General features: G+C 44.0%; 22 protein-coding genes. 8 read left to right on the top strand and 14 right to left on the bottom strand.

All coding sequences use genetic code 11. From position 1 onward, the window contains the following. Positions 1-136 precede the first annotated feature (136 nt). The 3 genes from ychF to GDZ68_RS06815 all read right to left on the bottom strand — a co-directional run bounded on the left by ychF (position 137) and on the right by GDZ68_RS06815 (position 2465). Complete coding sequence (ychF, locus tag GDZ68_RS06825; RefSeq protein ID WP_153721529.1) at positions 137-1237, bottom strand: redox-regulated ATPase YchF; 1101 nt, start codon at positions 1235-1237, stop codon at positions 137-139. 93 nt (positions 1238-1330) lie between these two features. Beyond that, positions 1331-1528, bottom strand: a complete 198-nt coding sequence (locus tag GDZ68_RS06820) for a DUF951 domain-containing protein (protein ID WP_153721528.1) — start codon at positions 1526-1528, stop codon at positions 1331-1333. Beyond that, entirely contained in the window at positions 1509-2465 is a 957-nt protein-coding gene (locus GDZ68_RS06815; RefSeq protein ID WP_153721527.1) for a mechanosensitive ion channel family protein, read from the bottom strand. Before GDZ68_RS06815 ends, GDZ68_RS06820 begins: the two co-directional genes overlap by 20 nt. Before the next feature lie 122 nt (positions 2466-2587). Here GDZ68_RS06815 and yyaC point away from each other — a divergent pair, with 122 nt between their 5' ends. Next, positions 2588-3229: a spore protease YyaC gene (gene yyaC / locus GDZ68_RS06810; protein ID WP_153721526.1), complete on the top strand. Its 642-nt coding sequence runs from the start codon at positions 2588-2590 to the stop codon at positions 3227-3229. Here yyaC and GDZ68_RS06805 read toward each other — a convergent pair. From GDZ68_RS06805 to rpmH, 11 genes are all read right to left on the bottom strand, one after another. Continuing rightward, a complete protein-coding gene (locus tag GDZ68_RS06805) occupies positions 3140-3844 on the bottom strand; it encodes a DUF554 domain-containing protein (RefSeq protein ID WP_153721525.1) in 705 nt (234 codons plus the stop codon). The genes yyaC and GDZ68_RS06805 overlap by 90 nt on opposite strands. Positions 3845-3945: 101 nt before the next feature. Continuing rightward, on the bottom strand, positions 3946-4776 hold the full coding sequence (locus GDZ68_RS06800) for a ParB/RepB/Spo0J family partition protein (protein WP_153721524.1): 831 nt from the start codon (positions 4774-4776) through the stop codon (positions 3946-3948). Next, complete coding sequence (locus GDZ68_RS06795) at positions 4769-5530, bottom strand: ParA family protein (RefSeq protein WP_153721523.1); 762 nt, start codon at positions 5528-5530, stop codon at positions 4769-4771. The genes GDZ68_RS06800 and GDZ68_RS06795 overlap by 8 nt, the downstream gene beginning before the upstream one ends. A gap of 925 nt (positions 5531-6455) precedes the next feature. Further along, the gene (gene noc / locus GDZ68_RS06790) at positions 6456-7316 is read right to left on the bottom strand and encodes a nucleoid occlusion protein (protein ID WP_153721522.1); all 861 of its coding nucleotides are present in this window, start codon (positions 7314-7316) and stop codon (positions 6456-6458) included. 80 nt (positions 7317-7396) lie between these two features. Beyond that, positions 7397-8116 (bottom strand): 16S rRNA (guanine(527)-N(7))-methyltransferase RsmG, encoded by a 720-nt coding sequence (gene rsmG, locus GDZ68_RS06785; RefSeq protein ID WP_153721719.1) that lies wholly within the window; start codon positions 8114-8116, stop codon positions 7397-7399. Between the two features lie 51 nt (positions 8117-8167). Then, the gene (gene mnmG / locus GDZ68_RS06780; RefSeq protein WP_153721521.1) at positions 8168-10057 is read right to left on the bottom strand and encodes a tRNA uridine-5-carboxymethylaminomethyl(34) synthesis enzyme MnmG; all 1890 of its coding nucleotides are present in this window, start codon (positions 10055-10057) and stop codon (positions 8168-8170) included. Between the two features lie 30 nt (positions 10058-10087). Next, complete coding sequence (gene mnmE / locus GDZ68_RS06775; RefSeq protein ID WP_153721520.1) at positions 10088-11473, bottom strand: tRNA uridine-5-carboxymethylaminomethyl(34) synthesis GTPase MnmE; 1386 nt, start codon at positions 11471-11473, stop codon at positions 10088-10090. Between the two features lie 419 nt (positions 11474-11892). Next, on the bottom strand, positions 11893-12756 hold the full coding sequence (jag, locus tag GDZ68_RS06770) for an RNA-binding cell elongation regulator Jag/EloR (RefSeq protein ID WP_153721519.1): 864 nt from the start codon (positions 12754-12756) through the stop codon (positions 11893-11895). Then, positions 12753-13526, bottom strand: a complete 774-nt coding sequence (gene yidC, locus GDZ68_RS06765) for a membrane protein insertase YidC (RefSeq protein ID WP_153721518.1) — start codon at positions 13524-13526, stop codon at positions 12753-12755. Before yidC ends, jag begins: the two co-directional genes overlap by 4 nt. A 73-nt stretch (positions 13527-13599) precedes the next feature. Beyond that, entirely contained in the window at positions 13600-13941 is a 342-nt protein-coding gene (rnpA, locus tag GDZ68_RS06760) for a ribonuclease P protein component (protein ID WP_153721517.1), read from the bottom strand. Between the two features lie 95 nt (positions 13942-14036). Beyond that, positions 14037-14171, bottom strand: coding sequence for a 50S ribosomal protein L34 (gene rpmH, locus GDZ68_RS06755; RefSeq protein WP_114925257.1), 135 nt, complete (start codon positions 14169-14171; stop codon positions 14037-14039). Between the two features lie 504 nt (positions 14172-14675). Here rpmH and dnaA point away from each other — a divergent pair. From dnaA to GDZ68_RS06720, 7 genes are all read left to right on the top strand, one after another. Next, positions 14676-16025: a chromosomal replication initiator protein DnaA gene (dnaA, locus tag GDZ68_RS06750; protein WP_153721516.1), complete on the top strand. Its 1350-nt coding sequence runs from the start codon at positions 14676-14678 to the stop codon at positions 16023-16025. Between the two features lie 173 nt (positions 16026-16198). Continuing rightward, entirely contained in the window at positions 16199-17335 is a 1137-nt protein-coding gene (gene dnaN, locus GDZ68_RS06745) for a DNA polymerase III subunit beta (protein WP_153721515.1), read from the top strand. Between the two features lie 119 nt (positions 17336-17454). Beyond that, positions 17455-17694 carry a S4 domain-containing protein YaaA gene (gene yaaA, locus GDZ68_RS06740; RefSeq protein ID WP_153721514.1) on the top strand — a complete coding sequence of 80 codons (240 nt, stop codon included), beginning with the start codon at positions 17455-17457 and terminating at the stop codon, positions 17692-17694. After that, positions 17684-18802, top strand: coding sequence for a DNA replication/repair protein RecF (gene recF, locus GDZ68_RS06735; RefSeq protein WP_153721718.1), 1119 nt, complete (start codon positions 17684-17686; stop codon positions 18800-18802). Before yaaA ends, recF begins: the two co-directional genes overlap by 11 nt. A 47-nt stretch (positions 18803-18849) precedes the next feature. Beyond that, a complete protein-coding gene (gyrB, locus tag GDZ68_RS06730; protein ID WP_228551041.1) occupies positions 18850-20772 on the top strand; it encodes a DNA topoisomerase (ATP-hydrolyzing) subunit B in 1923 nt (640 codons plus the stop codon). A 64-nt stretch (positions 20773-20836) separates the two neighbouring features. Next, a complete protein-coding gene (gene gyrA, locus GDZ68_RS06725) occupies positions 20837-23374 on the top strand; it encodes a DNA gyrase subunit A (RefSeq protein ID WP_153721513.1) in 2538 nt (845 codons plus the stop codon). Between the two features lie 138 nt (positions 23375-23512). Next, on the top strand, positions 23513-24625 hold the full coding sequence (locus GDZ68_RS06720; protein WP_153721512.1) for an HD-GYP domain-containing protein: 1113 nt from the start codon (positions 23513-23515) through the stop codon (positions 24623-24625). Positions 24626-24972 lie beyond the last annotated feature (347 nt).

Genomic DNA, 24972 nt, shown 5'->3' with positions numbered 1-24972 from the left:
TAAGTATATTCGTAAGCCATCCGAAAAAAGTTTGCATATTGGTAAATTTATTTTTCTATTGCCATGTAAGTACCTATTGAACGCAAAAAAAACTGCTTCCCCATCATAACGAGGAAACAGCTTTTCAACTTTGCAATTACACGTTAAAACGGAACAGCATAACGTCGCCGTCTTTCACGATGTATTCTTTACCTTCCAAACGGACTTTGCCGGCTTCTTTTGCTGCCGCCATCGAACCGTTCTCTACTAAATCATCATAGGCCACCGTTTCCGCACGGATGAATCCGCGTTCGAAATCAGTATGGATGACACCCGCACACTGAGGCGCTTTCATGCCTTTAATGAACGTCCATGCACGTACTTCCTGCACACCTGCTGTGAAGTATGTTGCCAGACCAAGCAAATTGTATGTCGCTTTGATCAGTTGGTCAAGACCTGATTCTTTGATGCCGAGTTCTTCAAGGAACATCTCCTTCTCGTCATCTTCAAGCTCTGCCATCTCTTCTTCAATCTTCGCACAGACGACAATCACTTCTGCATTGTCCTTCTCTGCAAAGTCACGAACCTGCTGTACATATGGATTATTATCAGCATCCGCAATTTCATCTTCTGATACATTCGCCACATAAAGCATCGGCTTGATCGTCAATAAATGCATGCCTTTGACGACCTGGTACTCATCATCTGTCAGGTCAACAGAACGCGCAGCCAATTCATTTTCAAACCCTTCTTTTAACTTCAATAGAACCGGCTCTTCAATCATCGCTGCTTTATCTTTCTGCTTCGCCATCTTGGACACACGTGCCAATCGCTTGTCCACGCTTTCCATATCTGCCAGAATCAATTCGAGATTAATGATTTCAATGTCATCAATCGGACTTACTTTGCCGGCTACATGTGTAATATTTTCATCCACGAAACAGCGGACGACCTGACAAATTGCATCTACTTCACGAATATGTGAAAGAAACTTATTTCCAAGTCCTTCCCCTTTACTCGCGCCTTCTACAATTCCTGCAATATCTGTAAATTCAAATGCAGTCGGCACGGTCTTCTTCGGCACAACAAGCTCTGTCAGCTTATCTAAACGCTCATCCGGCACTTCCACGATCCCGACGTTCGGATCAATCGTACAGAACGGGTAATTTGCCGCCTCGGCTCCCGCTTTCGTTATTGCATTAAATAATGTTGATTTTCCCACGTTCGGAAGACCTACAATCCCAGCTGTTAACGCCATTCTTCCCACACCTTTCTCATCTATTCAAACCTTCATTATTCGTTGGTCAACCATTTCATTATAAGGACAAGTTGACTGAATGTCTATTTGTTCTCAAGACTCGTTCTTCAGCAGCACTTTTTTCATCTTCTTGGCAAATTCATTGCGAGGAATCATGACGCTGTGGCCGCAGCCCTCACATTTAATTCGGATATCGGCACCCATGCGGATGATCTTCCATGCATTGTTGCCGCAAGGGTGCTGCTTTTTCATTTCCACTACGTCATGCAAATTAAATTCTTTCTCCGCCATCTCCTGAATCCCCTCTCTTCTTTTCTTCGTACAGAACCATTCTCGGATAAGGCATTTCAATCCCGTTCTGGTCCATGAACTTCTTCAAATCCTGTCTCAATTTACGTCCGACTCCAAAGTTTGCAACCGGCTCCGTTTCAGCCATGATCCGCAGTACAATCCGCGAAGGCTCAATATTCTGCACACCGAGCACCTCGGGAATCCCTATTACCTGACTGTAACGTTCCTTGGGCAGATTCTTCAAAAACTCTTTAATCAGCTCTTCGGCATGATCGATATCCGTCTCGTATGACACACCGATATCCAACAGTACGAGCGAATTCGTCACGGAAAAGTTAATGACCTCACCGATCTGACCGTTCGGCACCGTATACAGTTCGCCTCCGAACAAAGCTATTTTCGTCGTGCGCAGACCAATTTCCGTCACAGTTCCTTCTGCCGCGTTAATTCGCACATAGTCTCCGACGCCGAATTGATCTTCAAAAATAATGAAAAACCCAGAAATCACATCTTTCACTAAACTCTGTGCACCGAAACCGACAGCAAGACCGAGGACCCCGGCACCAGCCAGCAGTCCTTTTACATCAATTTCAAACTCTGTCAGGATAGCCAGGATGGCAGAAAAATACACGACATATTTCAGCGTATTCTCCAGCAGCTTAATCAACGTTTTTTCACGCCGATCAGATTTTTGCGTCGGGCTTTTCAGTTTTATGGCAAAAAACCGCCGGATCATCACTTGTCCAACTTTTACCATAATACCCGCCACAACAACGATCATAATAATTTTAAACACAAAAAGTCCGGTATCCAGCCAAAATGCTGTATCAAATATTGTATCGTTTGCATGTTTAGCGGTTTGGTCTACTACATCCTTCAGCTTCTCTTCCACGCCTTCCAGATTTTCTTTCACGTCTGCTTTTGCAGGTACTGTCATGGAAAGAAATCCTCCTTTCGTATAAACCTCACCCCCTGAGGCTATACTTCACAGCAATACGCACTGACCTTCATTGTTCACCGTACTTCATATAAAAATTCATAAAGGACTGGTGTTTCCCTATGTATATTGCTGAGCCTTCTTCTTATCATTACCGAATACCCTATAAAGAGTCCGGTGTCACATGGAAATTAAGTTCTTACTTTCTGGAACATATCCCGTTCAAACAGCAGCCAATCGTCTTCTACTGCATTGGCACGGACCGTTCCACAGGTGATTCACTCGGCCCTCTGACCGGTTCCTATTTATCCGAATTAAGTCTGTTCCCTTACCCGGTCATCGGTACATTGCAGGAGCCGCTGCATGCTTTAAATCTAAAGCAGCGCACAGAACAGACAACCGTTTTACATCCAGACGCTTTTGCCGTAGCCATAGATGCCTGCCTCAGTAAAAGGGACGCAGTCGGGGATCTATTGTTCCATAGCGGGCCGATTTCTCCAGGTAAAGCAGTAGGTAAAGAACTGCCGCCTGTCGGTGATGTCTCGATTAAAGGAATCGTCAATATTGCGGGCTTTATGGAGCAGGCAGTCCTGCAAAGCACACGGCTGCATCTGCCATTCGAAATGAGCCGGATCATCGGCAGAGCCCTGCAGCTTGCCCATCACCGTCAGAAGTCAGAAAGCATAGACAATCGTCACGGCAACCGCCACTACGGCGATTCCCGGAATGAAGTTCGCTATCCTGATTTTCGTCAAGCCGATTAAATTCAAGCCAATCGCTGCAATCATTAAACCGCCGGTAGCTGTCATTTCAGAAATAAAGAACTGCAGCAGATCATCCGGCACAAAACGGCTGATAATTGAAGCCAGAAACGTAATACTTCCTTGATATAAGAATAACGGTACAGCAGAAAACGCCACACCAATTCCAAGTGTCGAACTTAAGATGATGGAAGTGAATCCATCCAGTATGCCTTTCATCACCAGCACATTGTGGTCATTTCGCAAGCCACTGTCAATCGCTCCGATGATCGCCATGGAGCCTACACAGAATATGAGCGTAGCGGTAACGAATCCCTGCGCTATACCCGGCCCTTCCTTTTTCGCAGGAAGTTTCCCTTCTATCCATTGGCCAAGCAGATTAATCTTACCATCAAGATTCATCCATTCTCCAATGATCGCGCCAATAACTATACTGACAATCACGATGACAATCTGCGTTGTTGCAAATGTCATCTGCAGACCGATTGCGACAACAGCCAGCCCAATACCATACATGATCGTCTCTTTCATCCGCTCGGGAATTCCGTGCAAAAAGCGGCCAATCAATGTACCGAGTATTATCGTCAACACATTAAATAAAGAACCAAATAACACCATACCGTCACGTCCATGTTCTTTTCAAGATTCCGCCAGAGGCTTTTATCTGTATACAGACAAAACCTATTTTGCTGTTTTGCAAAATAGGCAGTTACATCCAATTAATCATTCAATAATTCAAGTATTCTTTCGAAATCCTCATCCGAGAAAAACTCAATTTCGATTTTCCCTTTGTTTTTCGTCTTTTTGATCGTAACATTCGTTCCGAACTGTTCACGCAGCGTAGTTTCCTGAGCTGCAATGAAGACGTCTTTCTTTGGTTCTTTTTTTGTTTCACGTGGAACATCTTCGTTTAATTGCTGAACCAGTCTTTCCAACTGGCGAACATTCAAGTGTTCTTTCTTCACCTTTTCAGCAATCAATAAAATTTGTTCTTTTTTTCGCAGTCCCAGCAATGTTCGGCCATGTCCCATCGTTAACTTCCCCTGGGAAATGTCTTTTCTCACTTGCTCGGGCAACGTAAGCAACCGTATATGATTCGCAATATGCGGTCTGCTCTTGCCTAATCTGAAAGCAAGCTGTTCCTGTGTCAGATGAAGGTTTTCCATCAGTTTCTGATAAGCTTCCGCCACTTCAATCGGTGTCAAATCTTCTCGCTGCAAGTTTTCCAAAATCGCCATTTCCATGGACTGTTCATCTGACAATTCGCGGATGACGGCCGGTACTTCCTTTTTCCCAGCTAGTTTAGAAGCACGGTAGCGCCGTTCCCCTACGACAATTTCGTACTGTGTTCCTGCTTTACGCACAATAATCGGCTGTAAAACACCGTGTTCTTTAATGGATTCACTTAATTCCGCAAGCGATGCGTCATCAAACTCTTTTCGAGGCTGATAAGGATTCACAATGATGCTGTTCAACCGCAGAAGCTCTACCTTTTCCAGTGACTCGCCAGGAAATAATGCATTCAGACCTTTACCTAGACCTTTACTCATTCTCCACCACTTCCTTTGCCAACTCTAAATAGACTTCCGCACCCTTTGAACGCATATCATACATAATAATCGGTTTTCCATGGCTGGGTGCTTCGCTTAATCTGACATTCCGGGGAATAATAGTCCGATATACTTTGTCTTGGAAATACTTTTTAACCTCTTCAATGACTTGGATCCCCAAATTTGTACGCGCATCGAACATCGTAAGCAACACACCGTCAATATACAGTTGATCATTCAGATGTTTTTGAACGAGACGAATGGTACTGAGGAGCTGACTAAGTCCTTCTAAAGCGTAATACTCGCATTGCACAGGAATAATAATCGAGTCAGCCGCTGTTAATGCATTTAACGTCAGCAGTCCCAATGAAGGCGGACAGTCAATGATGACATAGTCGTATTCATCCTTAATATCCTGAATAGCATGTTTCATTCGCACTTCCCGCGAAATTGTCGACACCAGTTCAATTTCAGCGCCTGCTAAAGATATGGTTGCAGGGACAATTTCTAAGTTTTCAATTTCTGTTTGGAGTATCACATCTTTTACCGGCACGTCATCGATCAGGATACTGTAAATACAGTCCTGCACATCTCCTTTATTAATACCCACTCCGCTTGTCGCATTTCCTTGAGGATCAGAGTCGATTAAAAGCACTTTCTTGCCGATATGGGCAAGGCATGCGCTTAAGTTTACAGAAGTCGTCGTTTTACCGACTCCTCCTTTTTGATTTGCTATGGCAATAATCTTACCCACTCTAGCACCTGCTTTCCTTCTTAGTTCTCTCTATTTAACCTAACGTGCGCTATATACTATAAAATTAAGTGTCTTCACCAAAGGGGAAATGGGAGGAGACCGTTTCCCTGCGTTCCAGGCGGACGCGTTCCGGAGGGCCCTCGGTGAGCCAAGCGAACAGCGAAGGGTTCGCTTTGCCGTATTTCTGCGCTCTTTGCAGAAATTAAGGCAATACAGGGTTCCTTCTGCCACCTTCTTTCGCTTCGCTCCCTTTAGTTGTCTCATCCTATCGGGCTGATCCTCCCCGAGTGTTTTTAGCCGCGGGCTCACACGAAGTGAGTCATGCAACCGTTGCCGCAGGACGCGGCGTACTTAGGTTGCCTTCCACTTCGGTACACTGGCTGGTTTTTCAAAACTTTTCATGTAATTGACAGTATGAGCATACTATTTGAGATTTTTATTATAGGTAAGGCATGCACTGCCTACCATTCTGTAAAGGCTTAGATTCTTGTGATCAATGAATTTACAAAGTCGAGAAACGAAAACCATACTAACTAAATCCACACTTTGTAAAAGAGCAGTATGACATACTTTCTCTAACACCAGCGAAGGTGCAACTGCGGGGTCGGCCGTTGCTAAGCGAACGGCATAGGGTTCGCTTTGCCGTATTTCTGCGTCCTTTGCAGAAATTAAGGCAGTGATGCACTCTCTTCGCCAGTAGGCTCATAGCGTAAGGCAATCCTCTAGCGCCGAGGCGGGTTAAAACTGTAACACGAATTTCGCATTTCGTACGTGACAGATTGTTATGATCAAATTTTGGTGCAGACTCAAAATTATTAGACTAAATTTTTAACTCTCTTATTCATTTTATCATCTTCACTAGACGAACTCTATTGATATATAACAAAACTCTTGCTACAGCTGCGCAGCAAGAGTTTTTTAGTCGTTACTTTTTAGGTATTTTAACTGTGATTGTGTAGAATTCTTCTGAGTCCACTTCTTCCGATTCTACGTCAATCCCGCTTTTGCTCATGAGCGAAAGCGATTGTCTCAGTGTATTCACTGCAATTCGCACATCTTTGCTGACTGCTTTTCGACGGGGTGCTTTTTTCTTGGCAGGCTGCGCTTTTTCACTGGGATGCAGAATTTCTTGGATTCGTTCTTCAAGCTGTTTGACGTTATAATGATTCGCCTTCGCTTCTTCCATTACTTCTAACTGAAGAACAGCATCTTTCAACGGCAGCAAAGCACGCGCATGCCGTTCGGAAATCTGCTGATGTAAAATGGCGTCCTGCACTTCTTCAGGCAGCTTTAATAAACGCATTTTATTAGCGATTGTAGACTGCCCTTTACCTAATCGCTGAGCCAATGCTTCTTGCGTCAGTTCGTGAAGTTTCAGCAGATTTTCGTAAGCATAGGCTTCCTCAATCGCAGTCAGTTCTTCACGCTGCAAGTTTTCAATCAAAGCAATTGAAGCTGTTTCCTTATCGCTGAGATTTCGAACGATTGCCGGAACTTCTGACCAGCCCAGCTTGCGCATGGCGCGGTATCTTCTTTCTCCTGCAATGATTTCATACTGTTCTTCATCCATTTGACGAATTACAATTGGCTGAATCACACCATGCGTATGAATGGTTCTAGCGAGTTCTTCAATTTTCTCCTCACTAAAAATCGTTCGCGGCTGGAATTGATTCGGTTTAATCATGTCAATTGCAATTTGTTCTACCTTTTCAAGTTGATGGGCCTCTTCTTCTATAGCACCCATCTTCTCTCCCCCACCAAAAAAGCGCGAAAAAGTATTTTTCAACCCCTGCACCACCTTTTCGAAACTAGTCCCTCTTACCATTCTATCTCTTTTTTTGTTCCACGTGAAACACTTTTACAAATTTAGTCTGTAATAGGTGTCTTATTAGGCACCCCGGCTTTGCGCGGATACTTTTTTGGAGTTTGTTTCTTCTTATCAAATATGAAAATATGCCGTTCACTATTTTCAACCGGCAATAAAAATTCATGCTCTTCCTGCAATACTGCACCGAGTAATTTTACTGCTCTTGCACCATCCTGTAATTCTTCTGCGGCAGCCGCGCCTTTCATTGCAACAAATAATCCGCCCTGCTTCACTAATGGCAGGCATAACTCAGATAGCACGGATAGACGCGCAACCGCACGGGCTGTAACTAAATCAAACTGTTCGCGAAACTTCAGATTGCGTCCAAACTCTTCTGCCCTGGCATGAACAAAAGCCACCTTTTCCAATTTCAATTCACTTGCCAGATGATTTAAGAAGGTAATCCGTTTATTCAATGAATCAACAATCGTCACTTCGAGATGAGGATAGCAAATTTTCAATGGAATACTTGGAAATCCTGCACCTGCACCCACATCGCAAACGGATTTGACAGATGTCAGATCCATGTAGAATGAACTAGTGATCGAATCATAGAAATGCTTTAGATAAACGGATGGTGCGTCAGTGATCGCGGTCAAATTCATTTTTTCATTCCACTCTACGAGCACTTCAAAATAGCGCTTGAATTGCTGCTTCTGTGCGTCCGACAATTCAATGCCTTTCTGCTTCAATGCTTCGTAAAACTCTTCTTCCGTCATGTTCTCATTCCTTTTCAAAAAGACTGACGCCTGTAAGCGCCAGTCATATACTCAACCGGATACTTTTGCGATTTTCCCCTGCTCAATGTAGACCAGCAAGATGGAGATATCAGAAGGATTAACACCTGAAATACGGGAAGCCTGTGCAATCGACAATGGCTGTACAGCTTTCAGATTCGCTTTCGCTTCTTTCGCAATTCCTGAAATCGCATCATAATCAATGTGCTCCGGAATCCGCTTATTCTCCATCTTCTTCATTCGTTCTACTTGCTGCATGGACTTTTCGATATATCCTTCATACTTAATGAAAATTTCTACTTGCTCCGCCACTTCCTCATTCATTTCTTCAAGAGGAGGAACGATTTTACGCAAATCACTGTATTTCATTTCAGGCCGCTTCAAAAGATCGGCAGCTTTCATTGGTTCACGAAGTGCTGTGCCCCCTGATTCAGCGATGATAGCCTGAATTTCTTCAGTTGGTTTAACGGAAACTTTACGAAGGTTATCTATTTCTGCTTCGATCTGCGCTTTCTTCGTCAAGAATTTTTCGTGACGTTCTTCGCTGATCATGCCATTTTGATAGCCGATTTCCGTCAAACGCATATCTGCATTATCATGGCGTAATAGTAAACGATATTCTGCTCTTGAAGTCAGTAAACGGTATGGCTCACTTGTGCCTTTCGTGACCAAGTCATCGACCAGCACTCCGATATACGCATCACTGCGCGCCAACACAACTTCCTCTTTTCCAAGAACGTTGCACGCGGCATTAATTCCGGCCATCAATCCTTGTGCAGCCGCTTCCTCATAACCGGATGTTCCGTTAATTTGGCCGGCCGTATAAAGGTTTTTAATTTTCTTTGTTTCCAGTGTCGGCCATAACTGCGTGGCAATGACAGAATCATACTCAATTGCATATCCAGCACGCATCATTTCCGCTTTCTCAAGTCCCGGAACGCTGGCAATCAAACGATGCTGCACATGTTCAGGTAGACTTGTGGAAAGCCCCTGCACATATACTTCACGCGTATTGCGCCCTTCAGGTTCCAGAAAAATCTGGTGACGGGATTTATCTGCAAAGCGGACGATTTTATCTTCAATAGAAGGACAGTAGCTGGGCCCCTTCCCTTTAATCATGCCGGAATACATCGGCGACAAATGAAGATTTTCATTGATGATTTCGTGTGTCTCAGGCGTTGTGTATGTCAGCCAGCACGGCAGCTGATCCATGATGAACTCCGTCGTTTCATAGCTGAATGAACGCGGTACGTCGTCGCCCGGCTGTATTTCTGTTTTGCTGTAATCAATCGTATTGGCATTGATCCGCGGCGGTGTACCTGTTTTAAAGCGCACCGTCTTCAAGCCGAGTTCCTGCAGGTGATCTGCAAGCTTTATTGAAGGCATCTGATTATTCGGGCCGCTGGAATACTTCAGGTCGCCGATAATGACTTCCCCGCGTAAAAATGTGCCCGTTGTGATGATAACCGTTTTCGCACGGAAAATAGCACCGATTTGCGTTACGACACCTTTTACCTCATCGTCCTCTACAATTAATCGCTCGACAACCGCCTGACGCAGTGTCAGATTCGGCTGTTCTTCAAGCACTCGTTTCATTTCCTGCTGATACAGCACTTTGTCGGCCTGCGCGCGCAGTGCACGGACAGCCGGACCTTTCCCTGTATTCAACAGACGCATTTGAATATGCGTTTTATCTATTACTTTCGCCATCACACCGCCGAGTGCGTCAATTTCACGCACGACGATTCCTTTTGCAGGACCTCCGAGAGACGGGTTGCACGGCATGAAAGCGATCATATCTAAATTCATTGTTAACACTAAAGTCGATGCGCCCATTTTCGCTGCAGCATAAGCAGCTTCTGCGCCGGCATGTCCAGCACCAATGACGATACAATCGAACGTGCCTGCTTCAAATTGTGGCATGTTCGTTCATCCTTCCTATATATAAAATGGTTATTTTCCGAGGCAGAATTTTGAAAACAACTCTTTAATTAAACTATCTTGAACAGTATCCCCGATGATTTCACCGAGAATTTCCCATGTACGTGTCACATCTATCTGAATCATGTCAACCGGTACACCCGACTGAGCTGCCTGAACCGCATCCTCTATCGTATTGCGCGCCTGTTTCAACAGTGCAATATGACGGGCATTGGAAACATACGTCGGGTCATTTGATTCAATTGCTCCTCCAAAAAATAGCGAGGCAATTGCTTCTTCCAATTCTGTGATGCCCTGCTCCTGCAGAATAGAAGTGGTGATCACACGCTCTTCTCCCGCCAATTCCTTCACTCGCTGCAAATCAATTTTTGCCGGCAAGTCGGTCTTATTGACGATGACCAGGACGTCCATCCCATCCACTGCTTCAAATAACCGTTCATCTTCCTCGGTCAGCGGCTCTGAACTGCTGACCATCAACAGAATCAAATCGGCTTCTTTCAGCACCTGTCTGGAACGTTCCACACCAATTCGCTCCACAATGTCTTCGGTTTCCCGGATTCCTGCTGTGTCAACCAGACGCAGCGGAACTCCTCTTACATTGACATACTCTTCTATAATATCACGGGTCGTGCCTGCAATGTCAGTCACAATTGCTTTATTTTCTTGAACTAAGCTATTGAGCAATGAAGACTTTCCGACATTCGGACGCCCGACAATAACGGTAGACAGTCCTTCGCGTAAAATCTTCCCCTGCGAAGAAGTCCGTAATAACTGATCGATTTCATCGCGCACCCATTCCCCTTTTTCAATCATCAAGGGAATCGTCACTTCTTCCACATCATCGTATTCCGGATAATCAATGTTTACTTCCACCTGTGCCAGTGTTTCGAGAAGAGCCTGACGCAGCTGGCCGATTAAATGGGACAGCTTTCCTTCCATTTGATTGAGCGCTACATTCATCGCTTTATCCGTTTTGGCTCTGATGAGATCCATAACTGCTTCAGCCTGCGATAAATCAATCCGACCATTTAGAAATGCCCGCTTGGTGAACTCGCCTGGTTCCGCCAATCTCGCCCCTTCTGACAAAACAAGTGTTAGTACCCGATTGACTGAAGTGATTCCTCCATGACAATTGATTTCCACGATGTCTTCCCGTGTGAACGTCTTAGGTCCTTTCATAATAGAGACCATGACTTCTTCCACTGTTTCCTCTGTAGCGGGATCGTGTAAATGTCCGTAATGAATGGTATGAGTGGGCTGTTCGCATAACGGTTTGGCTGCAGGTGAACGGAATATGCGGTCTGCAATTTTCCATGCGTCTTCTCCGCTGATCCGAACAATTGCGATGGCTCCCTCTCCCATTGGAGTTGAAATGGCGGCTATTGTATCAAAATGCAAGTTTTTCACCTTCCTGGCTTCGTTATCCACATGTGAATATCTTCAACGCGGACACAGCTTTCTAACATCCTATATTATCATAAATCGTCGAAATCTCCTAGCATGCGAAATGAAAAGTTGTGGATAATTTGTCTTGCTGCAGAATTACGTTCGTGCTAGAAGATTTCTGACGAATAAAACTTGTGGATATGGCAGTATGTTTGAAGGAAATCGGGCAATGTGCGGCCTGCAGTTGTTTTAGTTCGCCGCGATAGCAGATTGGCGCGGTGCGAGGCGGTTTTGGCGCGGTGTTGAATGGTTTTGATGCTCTTCCTACCGCTTTTGGCACGGATCCGGGCTATTTTGGTGCGCGCAGCTAATATCCAGACTAAAAAAGCTGTCCAGAAGTGATTTCTCACTTTCTGGACAGCTCTTTCGAATTATTCAATTCCTTTAATGACGATGTGGCGGTATGGGTCTTTGCCATCTGAGAATGTCTCCACGTCCAGTCTGCGTGATAAGGCGTTGTGGATGACTTTTCTTTCGTAGGAAGGCATCGGTTCGAGTGCTACCTGTTGTCTTGTGCGGATTGCCCGGTCAGCCATGCGGTCTGCGAGCTGTTCAAGTGATTGTTCACGGCGTTCACGGTAATCACCTACGTCGACGCGTACAATCTTGAACTGGTTCGTGACTTTGTTGGTGACCAGCTGGGCCAGTTGCTGGATAGCGTTGAGTGTCTGGCCTCTTTTTCCGATTAAGAAAGCAGCTTTTTCACTTTCCAGATGGAAATTCATGTACTTTCCTTTGGTTTCGCAAGTAATCACTAAATCCGTAATTCCCATTTCTTTTGCCATATCATCTATATAGCACTTCGTTTCTTCAATTGCTTCTTGCTCATTACATTTCTTCGCTCGTGCGAGATCTTCGTCTGTACTTTCAGCAGCTTCATGGAAGATGACGGCGGGTTCTGGTTCTTCGTCTGTATCAATTTCTGGCTCGGGATTCAGAACAGCCTGCGGTGCCGGCTCTGTAACAAGAGGCGGTACTTCACTGTTCTCTGTCAGTATAACTGAAGTTTCCGGTTCAGGTTTTTCTTCTTTTATAGAAGGAACTGATTCCGGTTTTACCTCAGTTTGTGTAACTGTTACGAGAACTTCCGCATCTTTGGCCCCAAAGCCCAAAAAACCTTTTCTTCCGTTTTCAAGCACTTCTATTTCAACTTCATCTTTTGTTACACCCAGGTCCTGTAAAGCCGATTTAATCGCTAGCTCAACGGTTGCAGCCCTTTGTGTAAGTTGCTTCATTTCTTTTTCCCTCCTGTTTTTACTACGTCAACCTCTTTGGGTTTATCAAATGGTTTGTAGATAAAAATGTTTTGGATTAATGAAATGATATTTCCGACGACCCAGTACAAAGCAAGTGCGGACGGCACGAATGCACCGAATACCATGATCATGAACGGCATGATATACATCATCGTTTTCATCTGCGGATTATCCATTGCAGGTCCTGTGCGAAGTACCATTAGCTGAAATAACCCGGCGATGACTGCAAATATGATACTCGGTGTACCGAGTGCAACTCCGAGGAAGCTTCCCAATTCAATGGTCGGTGTAGCATTCATTCGGCTGATTGCGTGATAGAAACCAATGAAGATCGGCATCTGGATAATGACAGGAAGACATCCGGCTACCGGATTGATTTTCTCATTGATCATGATCTGCTGCATTTCTTCCTGATACTTCTTCTGCGTCACAGCATCTTTCGACTTATACTTTTCTTTTAGCGCTTTCAAACGCGGCTGAATTTCCTGCATGCGTTTTGAACTTTTCGTCTGTTGAATGATTAATGGAAGCAATGCGGTACGAATGATTGCTGTAACGACAATAATCGCCAGTCCATAAGTTCCAAGCCATCCTTTAAATGTCGTAATTAATGAAACGAGCGGCCAGACGATGTACTCGTTCCAAATCCCTGTACTCTCTGCTGTAATCGGTTGCTTGAACTCTGAACACCCTGCCATAAAGACAGCAACAACAACGAGCAGCGAAAGAAATACTAATTTCTTTTTCACATTTTTTCCCCCAAACAGTAGCAAGCTGATTTCTCAACTTTTTTCTCAGTTTATCATGATGACTCCAAACGTTCTACTTCTTATATGCTTTTGCAATTCGCAGGACATGCTGCAGATTTTTCTTGGCCGTATGGAAATCAAGCGTGGCAGCTTGATTTCTTGCGATAATAACATAATCGAGATCCTGTCTGACCTCATCCTTCATCTCCAGAAATGCTTGCCGTATATAGCGTTTTACTTGATTTCTAGTGACTGCATTTCCTACTTTCTTGCTGACGGACAGTCCGATACGAAACTCTTCCTGGTCTTCTTTTTTATAGGTATAGACAATAAATTGGCGGTTGGCGAAAGATTTCCCTTTCTTAAAAACCGTCTGAAATTCTTTATTTTTTTTAATTCGCTGGCTCTTCTTCACGTTTCCACCTGCTTTAATTTTCTTCAGCTTCCAAGCCGATCTTCGTAGGTATTAGCTTAAACAGCAAAAAAAAAACCACTGATAAGTCAGTGGCCTTATGCTGAAAGAACTTTTCTTCCTTTACGACGACGAGCTGCTAAAATTCTACGGCCGTTTTTTGAACTCATTCTCTGACGGAATCCGTGGACTTTACTGCGTTTACGTTTATTTGGTTGGAATGTACGTTTCATTTCGTAAGACACCTCCTGCTTTGATTGTCTCTTTTACTATTGTGACAGTCTTGAATAGTATAGCGACCCAGTAAAAGAATGTCAATGATTTTATAATGATGCAATCTGGTTCTCACTTGAGTTTGTCTATAAATCCTAATAAGTTATCCACAGTCTACTGAGCTTCACTTCTGGACAAAGTGTGCGCATATAAAAATTGTGGATTTTTTATTCCGGCATTTGTCGACAAGTTTTTCACATACCAAGGCTTGTGGATAACCACTTTATGCACAGCTGAAGGGATTGTGAATAAATCGTTAGACTCCTTGTCAATATTCAGGTTCCCTGTTACAATTAAAAAGCTTTTATTGTGTGCATAATTATTTTATAAATTCTTATCCACAGTTGTGAATACAGTGTGGATAGTTTTTTCAACATGTTTCGATATTTTTTATCCACAAGTTTGGATACTGTGTATAAGCAGATTCCAGACTTTTATTATCTCATCGAAAAGGAGGCACACGATTGGAAAATTTATCGAATTTATGGGACCAGGTATTGAAGAATATCGAAGCGCGTGTTTCGAAGCCCAGTTTTGAGACATGGCTGAAATCGACAAAACTGCTGACATACGAAGCGGAAAATGCCACGATTTCGGTTCCAAATTCATTCGCAAAAGACTGGCTCGAAACTCATTACGTTCATCTGATCACAGGGATTTTGTCCGAACTGACAGGCGAAGACCGGATTATTGAGTTTATCGTGCCGCAGGATATGGCGGAAAACGATATTCAAATTCCTAAAACACCGCCAAAGGTTGCTGAGAAAGTACCTATGCCTAATTCTGCAGGCATGCTGAATCCGAAATATACATTCGATACATTTGTTATCGGATCAGGAAACCGTTTCGCCCACGCTGCTTCGCTTGCTGTCGCAGAGGCACCGGCTAAAGCTTACAATCCTCTCTTTATCTATGGAGGCGTTGGGCTGGGAAAGACACATTTAATGCATGCAATTGGTCATTATGTGCTGGAACAAAACCCTGCCTTGAAAGTTTCTTATTTGTCATCCGAAAAATTCACCAATGAATTCATCAATTCAATTCGTGATAATAAGGCTGGCGACTTCAGGGATCAGTATCGCAGCGTAGACGTGCTGCTGATTGATGATATTCAGTTCCTGGCAGGAAAAGAACAGACACAGGAGGAATTCTTCCATACATTTAATACGCTGCACGAGGAATCCAAGCAGATCATTATCTCCAGTGACCGGCCGCCAAAAGAGATTCCTACATTGGAAGACCGGCTGCGCTCGCGCTTTGAATGGGGTTTGATTACAGATATTGCTCCGCCTGATCTGGAAACGCGGATTGCCATTCTTCGTAAAAAGGCAAAGGCTGACGGGCTGATTGATATCTCTAATGATGTAATGCTGTACATTGCCAATCAAATTGATTCGAATATCCGGGAGCTTGAAGGCGCGCTGATCCGTGTGGTAGCGTACTCTTCTTTAGTAAACGCAGACATTACAACTGATTTGGCAGCAGAGGCATTGAAAGATATTATCCCTAACTCACGCCCTCGCATTATTTCCATCTTAGATATTCAAAAGTCCGTCGGTGAGCATTACAATATACGTCTTGAGGATTTCGTTGCGAAAAAAAGAACGCGGGCTATTGCTTATCCGCGCCAGGTTGCGATGTTCTTATCAAGAGAATTGACCGATTCTTCTTTGCCGAAGATCGGATCGGAATTTGGGGGACGTGATCACTCGACCGTGATTCATGCTCATGAGAAGATTTCGAAGATGCTGGAATCGGATAAGTCTTTACAGCAGGATATACAGGACATTAAGAAAACCTTAGGGCGCGCGTAAAAAAGCTGTGGATAAATGTGGACAAGGTGTGCAGGGTCATCCACTGTTTATGCACATGTGGGAAACTTTACTGCGCATGAGTTTATTGGCGTTTTCCACATATCCACAGGCCCTACTACTATTACTACTATCTTTAAGTACTTTAATAACTATTATATAAGCGAGGTATCGAGATGCAGTTTGAAATTATGCGTGATAGATTGCTGGATGGATTAAGCGATGTCATCAAAGCAATCAGTTCAAAAGTAACGACACCTATTTTGACCGGGATAAAATTAGAGGCAACAGAAAAAGGATTGACGATGACCGGAAGTGACTCGGATATTACGATTTCCACATTCATTCCACTCGAAGAGGACGGCAATCAGATTATCCAAATGATTCAGCCGGGTACATTAGTGCTGCAGGCAAAAGTCTTTAACGAGATTATTCGCAAGTTGCCAACAAATGAAGTGATGATTGAATTGCGTGATGGAATGAAAACACATATCCGTTCAGGACAGTCTGAATTCCATATCATTGCCCAAAGTGCTGATGAATATCCAATTCTTCCGGATATTAAAGATGCAGAACGTTTTGAACTGCCGGCAGACCTGATGAAATCCATTATTCGTGAAACGGTATTTGCTGTATCACAACAAGAAACACGTCCCGTACTGACAGGTGTTCAATGGACAGTAAAAGAGGATGAGCTGTATTGCATCGCAACGGACAGCCACCGTTTGGCAAGACGTATTATCAAACCTGAAGTACAGGCGAGCACACCATTCAATGCAGTCATTCCCGGTAAAAGTCTTCAGGAATTGAGCAAAATTCTTCCGGATCACTCGACGGCAGTAGAAATTTTCATTGCGAATCAACAAGTATTGTTTAAATTGCATAACGTGTTATTTTATTCGAGACTGCTTGAAGGCAATTATCCGGATACATCCCGTTTAATTCCGAATGAATACAAGACATCGATTACAGTAAACGGGCGGAATTTATTACAGGCAATTGACCGTGCATCATTGCTTGCCCGCGAAGACCGCAATAATATTGTTCACTTTTCCACAGACGGCAGCAACAATATCCAAATTTCCTCAAACTCTCCGGACGTCGGAAATGTAGAGGAAGTAGTGGAAGCGGTGAATATCGAAGGAGAACCTTTGAAAATTTCATTCAGTGCAAAATATATGATGGACGCATTGAAAGCGATTGACGGTCAGGATCTGATGATTCATTTCACTGGCAGCATGCGACCGTTCATTTTAAAATCCATTGACAGTGAAGCAATTCTGCAATTAATTTTGCCGGTTCGGACGTTTTAATTTCACCGATAAGAAAATAAGTATGGATAGGATAGTCAACATGTTGGCTATCCTTTTTACTTATTGCGAAAAGTTAGGTAAACTAGAGGGACAGACTATTGATGAGGGATTGAGCAAATATGGAAAAAGTACAATTCAATGCACCGTACATTACACTTGGTCAATTATTGAAAATGACAAATACGATCAGTTCAGGCGGTATGGCCAAATGGTTTTTGTCAGAGAATGTTGTTTATGTAAACGGCGAGCCGGAACAGCGCCGCGGTAAGAAATTATATGATGAAGATGTCGTGAATATTCCGGGCGCAGGAAAGTTTAAACTGTCAGCGGATGAATCTGGACAGCCGGATGCATATTGACCGGCTTGCTTTAACGAATTATCGAAATTACGCCTCGCTCGAATTAGAATTCTCCCCAACTATGAACGTATTAATTGGTGAAAATGCCCAAGGAAAGACCAATATCATGGAGGCAATCTACGTATTGGCCATGGCAAAATCTCATCGCACTGCAAATGATCGTGAACTCATACGCTGGGAACAAGAGTGTGGTAAAATAGAAGGGGATGTCGAACGGAAATTTGGTCGTTTGCCATTAGAATTGACGATTTCCAAAAAAGGAAAGAAAGCAAGAGTCAATCACTTAGAACAAAACCGGCTGAGTATGTATGTGGGACAGATGAACGTAGTCATGTTCGCGCCTGAAGATTTAAATATCGTAAAGGGCAGCCCCCAACTGCGCAGGCGATTTTTAGATATGGAGATTGGACAGATTTCGAGAGTTTATCTGCACGATCTGGTCAATTTTCAAAAGATCCTGAAACAGCGAAATGCCATGTTGAAAACCCATCGCGGCAAACTGGATCTGCAGGATGTCATGTTCGATGTGTATACAGAACAATATATTCAAGTCGCGGTACAAATTATCCGCAAACGGTTTTACTTCATGGAATTACTGCAAAAATGGGCAAATCCCATTCATCAGGGAATTTCACGCGGTTTGGAAACACTGGAAGTTTCATATGGAACTTTAAAAGACCTTCATTCTGGGCAGACTGTTGAAGAAATGGAGACAATTTTTGAAGATCAGCTGAAATCGGTAAGAAGACGCGAATTAGAACGGGGGCTTACGCTGGTAGGCCCGCATCGTGATGATTTGCAGTTTTTTGTCAATGGCTATGATATTCAGACGTATGGATCACAGGGCCAGCAGCGGACAACTGCACTGTCTTTGAAACTCGCTGAAATTGAGCTGGTTAAACAAGAGGTGGGAGAAACACCGATTTTATTGCTGGACGATGTGTTATCAGAGTTAGACGATTACCGCCAGTCTCATTTGCTGAGCACGATGCAGGGACAGGTTCAGACATTTGTTACGACAACAAATATTGCCGGAATCGATCACGAAACACTGCAGAAGGCAGCTATTTTCGAAGTGCACGATGGTTCGGTTTTGTGTAAGGAATAGGTTTTTGGAGTTTGAGATGGTTGAAAGGAAAGGTGAAGACGTTGGCAATGGAAGAGAAAGATGTACAGACAGCTTATGATGCGAATCAGATACAAGTGTTGGAAGGTCTAGAAGCTGTCCGTAAACGCCCGGGTATGTATATTGGGACGACAAGTGCAAAGGGACTTCATCATCTCGTATGGGAAATTGTCGACAATAGTATCGACGAAGCGCTCGCCGGCTATTGCGATCACATAGAAGTAACAATTGAGAAAGACAATTGGATCCGGGTAGAAGACAACGGCCGCGGTATTCCTGTAGGCATTCAAGAGTCTACCGGCAGACCTGCTGTAGAAGTCATTATGACGGTTCTTCACGCCGGCGGTAAGTTTGGCGGTGGCGGCTATAAAGTATCAGGCGGTCTCCACGGCGTAGGATCTTCGGTTGTTAATGCGCTGTCAGAAAAGACTGAAGTATTTGTTCGGCGTGACAATAAATTATATGCGATTGAATTTTCAAGAGGACCGGTTTCAAAAGAGCTGGAAGTCATCGGTGAGTCGACTGAAACAGGTACGACCATCCGATTTAAAGCCGATCCTGAAATCTTTACGGAAACGACTGTGTATGAATACAGCACGCTGTCCACGCGCCTGCGTGAACTGGCGTATTTAAACCGCGGTCTGCGTATTACGATTACAGACGAACGGGAAGAAGAGCCAAAGTCTCAACTGTTTCATTACGAAGGCGGTATTAAATCATACGTTCAGCACCTCAATGAAAATAAGGAACCGATTTTTGAAGATCCGATTTACATTGAAGGAGAACGTGATGGCATTGCTGTAGAAATCGCTATGCAGTATAACAGCGGTTATGCGGAAAACCTGCTTTCATTCGCTAATAATATACACACGTATGAGGGCGGTACACATGAATCCGGCTTTAAAACAGCATTGACACGTGTCATTAATGATTATGCCCGGAAAAATGGCCTGCTGAAAGAAGCGGACGGCAATTTATCCGGCGATGATGTACGTGAAGGCCTGACTGCGATCGTTTCTATCAAGCACCCTGATCCTCAATTTGAGGGACAAACAAAAACGAAGCTTGGAAACTCAGAGGTCAGCACGATTACAAACTCGCTGTTTTCTGAAGCATTGCAGCGTTTTCTGATTGAAAATCCTGTAGTCGCCCGGCAAGTAGTCGAAAAAAGCACGATGGCGGCAAGAGCACGCATGGCAGCTAAAAACGCCCGCGAATTGACGCGCCGCAAGTCAGCGCTTGAAGTGTCCAGTCTGCCGGGTAAACTGTCCGACTGTTCTTCAAGAGATCCGGCTCTCAGTGAACTGTACATCGTAGAAGGTGACTCTGCCGGAGGTTCAGCCAAAAATGGCCGAGACCGTCATTTCCAGGCAATCCTGCCGTTGCGCGGGAAAATTCTGAACGTAGAAAAGGCCCGTTTAGACCGTATACTCGGCAACGCAGAGATCCGCATGATCATTACGGCAATGGGTACAGGAATCGGTTCAGAATTTAATTTAGAAAAAGCCCGTTATCATAAGCTTGTCATTATGACAGATGCTGACGTCGACGGTGCGCACATCCGTACGTTATTATTAACCTTCTTCTTCCGATTCATGCGTCCGTTAATTGAAGCAGGCTATGTTTACATTGCACAACCGCCGCTATACCGCGTGCGTGCGGGTAAAAGAGAAGAGTATTGCTACGACGAGGAAGCATTGCAGGAAATCATGGCAAGTATGCCCGCCTCACCAAAGCCAGACATCACACGCTACAAAGGTCTGGGTGAAATGAATCCTGAGCAACTGTGGGAAACAACGATGGATCCTGATAAGCGTACATTCCTGCAAGTCCGTCTGGAAGATGCAATGGAAGCAAATACTACGTTTGATGAACTGATGGGCGATGAAGTAGAGCCGCGCAGAAAGTTCATTGAAGATAATGCGGTATTCGTACAGAATATCGATACCTGATCAGCAGCCAGTTGACCGGCACAGCTGAACTTATAGATATAAGTGGTGAAAGGAGCTTGACAACATGGCAGATTTGCCACGAAGCGGTGTGCAAGAAATAAATATTAATACGGAAATGAAAACTTCATTTCTGAACTATGCAATGAGTGTTATTGTTTCACGGGCGCTTCCTGATGTCCGTGACGGGCTCAAGCCAGTACACAGACGGATTTTATACGCAATGCACGACCTGGGCATTACAGCTGACAAACCGCATAAGAAATCTGCTCGTATCGTAGGGGACGTAATCGGTAAGTATCACCCGCACGGTGACAGTGCCGTTTACGACACAATGGTACGGATGGCGCAGGATTTCAGTTATCGCTATATGCTCGTAGACGGTCACGGAAACTTCGGTTCTGTTGACGGGGACGGAGCAGCAGCCATGCGTTATACAGAGTCGCGCATGTCGAAAATCGCTATGGAACTGCTGCGTGATATCAATAAAAATACGATTGATTTCCAGGCCAACTATGATGAGCAGGAAAAAGAGCCGGCTGTCCTGCCAGGCCGATATCCCAACTTACTGGTTAACGGTACATCAGGGATCGCGGTTGGAATGGCCACGAACATTCCCCCTCACCATCTGGGCGAAACAATTGACGCGGTGCTAGCGTTAGCGGAAAACAGTGCAATCACTACCGAAGAATTGATGGAAATCGTTCCGGGACCTGATTTTCCCACCGGTGGTATGATCTTAGGACGCAGCGGTATCCGCAGAGCGTACGAGACAGGCCGCGGTTCCCTCATTATCCGCGGTAAAGCGGAAATTGAAACGGCGTCAAACGGACGAGAAACTATTATTGTCACGGAAATTCCATTCCAGGTGAATAAAGCAAAGCTCATTGAAAAAATTGCAGAGCTGGTGCGCGATAAGAAAATTGACGGCATCACTCACCTGGCAGATGAATCCGACCGGACAGGAATGCGGATCGTCATTGAAGTGCGACGAGATTCAAACGCCAATGTATTGTTGAATAATCTGTACAAGCAGACTGCCTTGCAGACAAGCTTCGGTATTAACATGCTGGCACTTGTAGATAAGCAGCCAAAAGTACTTGGATTGAAAGAAATTCTCTTTCATTACTTAGAGCATCAAAAAGTGGTTATCCGACGCCGTACACAGTTTGAGCTGAATAAAGCTGAAGACCGTGCTCACATCTTAGAAGGTTTGCGTATTGCGCTCGATCATATCGACCGTATCATTGCATTAATTCGAGGATCGAAAACTACGGCAGAAGCAAAAGCGAATCTGATGGAAACGTTCGAGCTTTCCGACCGTCAGTCCCAGGCAATCCTGGACATGCGTTTACAGCGTCTGACAGGTTTGGAGCGGGACAAGATTGAGTCTGAATACCAAGAGCTTGTGACGCTGATCGAAGAGTTGCGCGCGATTTTAGCGGATGAGCAAAAGGTAATCGAAATTATCCGTGAAGAATTAACAGAGATTAAAGAACGTTTCTCAGATGAACGCCGGACTGAAATTATGCTGGGCGGTTCTGAAATGCTTGAAGACGAAGACTTGATCCCGGTTGAAAACTCCATCGTGACATTAACTCACCAAGGCTATATTAAACGTCTGCCTGCGAATACCTATCGCAGTCAAAAGCGCGGCGGCCGCGGTATTCAAGGCATGGGTACAAATGAAGACGATTTTGTTGAGCATCTGTTGAATACATCAACACACGATACGATTCTACTGTTTACTACCAGAGGCCGTGTGTTCCGTAAGAAAGGCTATGAGGTACCTGAATACAGCCGGACTGCGAAGGGATTGCCGATTATCAACCTCATTGATTTTGAAAAAGGTGAAAAGGTAACGGCCATGATTCCAATCAGCGAGTTCAGCGAAGATCATTATCTATTCTTTGCAACAAAACACGGAGTCATCAAGCGCACGTCCATTATGGGCTACGCGAATATCCGGGCGAACGGTCTGATTGCATTAGGTCTGCGTGATGAAGATGAGCTGATCTCTGTTAAATCAACAGACGGTCAATCAGATATCGCGATTTGTACCAAGCAAGGCATGCTTATTCGTTTTGCAGAAGAGGATATACGCCCGCTTGGAAGAACAGCCGCCGGTGTGCGCGGTATCCGCTTACGTACAGATGATGAAGTTGTCGGCATGGATATAGTGGATCAAGGCGACGACATCCTCGTAGTAACTGAAAAAGGATACGGTAAACGTACGCCTGAAAGTGAATACCGTTCGCAGTCACGTGGCGGATATGGTTTGAAAACGATGCATATGACAGAACGCAATGGAGATATTGTTGCGATGAAGTCAGTAAACGGTGAAGAAGATCTGATGCTGATTACGATTCATGGAATTCTAATTCGTATGTCAATCGGCGATATTTCTATTTTTGGGCGATCTACGCAAGGTGTGCGTTTGATTCGATTAGCTGATGATGAACGCGTAGCGACAGTAGCGAAAGTCGAAAAAAGTGAGGAAGATCCGGAAGAAGAGCTAGAGCCGGACTCAATTGAAGCAATTGACATGGCAGAAGACAGTGAGATTGCTGAAATTGAAACAGAGGATTCGGAAGAAGTAGATTGATCTTAGGTCATTGAAGGGCGTAAAGTGCCGCTTCAATGACCTTTTTTATGATTTAGTATTTTTTACTCATTCATCTATCCAAATATTTGAGAATATTATATGATAATAGATAGAGTATAGAAGAAATTGGGTGAGAGTATGGATATTTATAAAGAGATAAGTGAATTAAGACCGGGCAGCTTCCTGAAAGAAGATTTATATGCAAATACAAAAAATCCCATTATAGTAAAAGATACAAAGCTGACATTAGAACATTTCGAAGTGCTCCGTACATTCGGCATCTCGAGAGTACTAATAGAATCCAAAGCTCAAAATTCATCCGAACAGCCTCTGGTTGATCAAGTTACAGAAGTAAAATTGACACCTGAAGTCGAAAAATTAGTAATGCAGAGCTCACCGCCGAAATCAAGAACTTTGGAAGCTTTATACGATGAAACGGTAGAGGTTTATCAAAAAGAGTTTGCGGGTTATAGATCGGGCAAGAAACTGGATGTGGCTGCAGTACGGGTAATCGTACTTCCTGTCATCCAGGCTTTCCTTGAAAATAAAGAGTATGTTAGAAGGTTGAACGAGTTTTCAACTATTCAAAACTACCGCTCCCACCATTCCATCAGCGTAGGAATATTGGCGGCGCTCATTAGTGAGCAGATGGGTTATCCAAGGGGACAAGTTCTGCAAGTGGGCATTGCCGGCGTGTTAGCTGACAGCGGAATGGCAAAAGTTGACCAAAAAATTCTTGATAAGGTAGCATTTCTGACCAGTGAAGAACTGAGTGAAGTGAAGAAGCACGTCATCCACAGTTTTCAGATGGTGCAGGATTCTTCCTTAGTGCGCCCGGAAATGAAAGCAGCAATTTTGCAGCATCATGAGCGCTTTGACGGCAGCGGCTATCCACGCGGCTTGAAAGGCCAGGAAATCACGGAAATCTCTCAGATTATTTCTGTGGCCGACGTTTATCATGCAATGGCATCAGAAAGGCCCTATCGTCAAAAGGAGAACTCCTTCAAAGTAATAGAGTTAATGAGAGAAGAAGAGTTTGGGAAATTTGATGTAAAGATTATTCAAGTGCTCCATGACCTGATCAATAAGCTGTCGATCGGTACAAAAGTGAAGCTGACAACAGATGAAATAGCAGAAGTTATTTATCTTCACCGTGATTTCCCGTTACGGCCGATCGTTAAAGTGCTGGGAAGCGGAACTCATTTAGATTTATCATCAAACAGAAAAATTACAATTGAAAAGATCTTTTGATAAATGGAGCAAGGAAGCCTCTCATTATAGAAGGATTCTTGCTCTTTACTTCTATAGAGAGTCTTAGAACTAGCTTTAAAGAGAAAGTTTCAAAGAAATTGATAAAATTGCTTGCATTATGAAATAGACGATGGTATATTAATAAGCGTCGCATTTGCAAGACAGCAACTCAGCTGGAAAAACACTTTAAAAGAAATTAAACAAAAGTGTTGACAACAATACAGCGATTTGGTATTATTAAAAAGTTGCCTCTTACGAAAGCGCAACAACATGAACCTTGAAAACTGAACAGCAAAACGTTAACGAAATACAGTTTGTGCACTCTAGTGACACAAACAAAATGAGTA

It is taken from the genome of Sporosarcina cascadiensis, from assembly GCF_009650995.1.
Classification (GTDB): domain Bacteria; phylum Bacillota; class Bacilli; order Bacillales_A; family Planococcaceae; genus Sporosarcina; species Sporosarcina cascadiensis.
Note: the sequence above shows the minus strand (reverse complement) of the source record. Positions and strands in the feature narration are given on the sequence as shown.

Bases quoted from the DNA above. Each gene is read 5' to 3' on its own strand.
- ychF (WP_153721529.1), bottom strand. From the start codon at position 1,237: ATGGCGTTAACAGCTGGGATTGTAGGTCTTCCGAACGTGGGAAAATCA.
- GDZ68_RS06820 (WP_153721528.1), bottom strand. From the start codon at position 1,528: ATGGCGGAGAAAGAATTTAATTTGCATGACGTAGTGGAAATGAAAAAG.
- GDZ68_RS06815 (WP_153721527.1), bottom strand. From the start codon at position 2,465: ATGACAGTACCTGCAAAAGCAGACGTGAAAGAAAATCTGGAAGGCGTG.
- yyaC (WP_153721526.1), top strand. From the start codon at position 2,588: ATGTATATTGCTGAGCCTTCTTCTTATCATTACCGAATACCCTATAAA.
- GDZ68_RS06805 (WP_153721525.1), bottom strand. From the start codon at position 3,844: ATGGTGTTATTTGGTTCTTTATTTAATGTGTTGACGATAATACTCGGT.
- GDZ68_RS06800 (WP_153721524.1), bottom strand. From the start codon at position 4,776: ATGAGTAAAGGTCTAGGTAAAGGTCTGAATGCATTATTTCCTGGCGAG.
- rsmG (WP_153721719.1), bottom strand. From the start codon at position 8,116: ATGACGGAAGAAGAGTTTTACGAAGCATTGAAGCAGAAAGGCATTGAA.
- mnmG (WP_153721521.1), bottom strand. From the start codon at position 10,057: ATGCCACAATTTGAAGCAGGCACGTTCGATTGTATCGTCATTGGTGCT.
- jag (WP_153721519.1), bottom strand. From the start codon at position 12,756: ATGAAGCAACTTACACAAAGGGCTGCAACCGTTGAGCTAGCGATTAAA.
- rpmH (WP_114925257.1), bottom strand. From the start codon at position 14,171: ATGAAACGTACATTCCAACCAAATAAACGTAAACGCAGTAAAGTCCAC.
- dnaN (WP_153721515.1), top strand. From the start codon at position 16,199: ATGCAGTTTGAAATTATGCGTGATAGATTGCTGGATGGATTAAGCGAT.
- yaaA (WP_153721514.1), top strand. From the start codon at position 17,455: ATGGAAAAAGTACAATTCAATGCACCGTACATTACACTTGGTCAATTA.
- recF (WP_153721718.1), top strand. From the start codon at position 17,684: ATGCATATTGACCGGCTTGCTTTAACGAATTATCGAAATTACGCCTCG.
- gyrB (WP_228551041.1), top strand. From the start codon at position 18,850: ATGGAAGAGAAAGATGTACAGACAGCTTATGATGCGAATCAGATACAA.
- gyrA (WP_153721513.1), top strand. From the start codon at position 20,837: ATGGCAGATTTGCCACGAAGCGGTGTGCAAGAAATAAATATTAATACG.
- GDZ68_RS06720 (WP_153721512.1), top strand. From the start codon at position 23,513: ATGGATATTTATAAAGAGATAAGTGAATTAAGACCGGGCAGCTTCCTG.